Raw genomic sequence first — 251 nt, forward strand, 5'->3', positions numbered from 1 at the left:
GGAAGAAGTCGCGCCGTTGCACCCGGAACGCGACCTCGTCGCGCGCCGCGCGCACCGCGGCCCGGGCTTGCGCCACGAGCTCGGGCGTCCTGCGCTCGTCGGCGTCGATGTAGAACACCCAGGGATGGCGGAAGCGGATGTGCTGCAGGCCCCAGTTCTGGTGGCTCGCCCAGTTATCGAAGACGCGCTGCGTGACATGCGCGCCAAAGCGCTGCGCGATTGCCACCGTGGCGTCGGTGCTCATCGAGTCG

General features: G+C 69.7%; 1 protein-coding gene. It reads right to left on the reverse strand.

Annotated features, from left to right (window positions below):
* Nucleotides 1-251 (reverse strand): hypothetical protein (locus P8629_RS12390; RefSeq protein WP_278166404.1); only part of this gene is annotated, 251 nt, incomplete at both ends.

It is taken from the genome of Hydrogenovibrio sp. 3SP14C1 (genome assembly GCF_029625905.1).
In the GTDB taxonomy this organism is placed as follows: Bacteria; Pseudomonadota; Gammaproteobacteria; order Thiomicrospirales; family Thiomicrospiraceae; genus Hydrogenovibrio.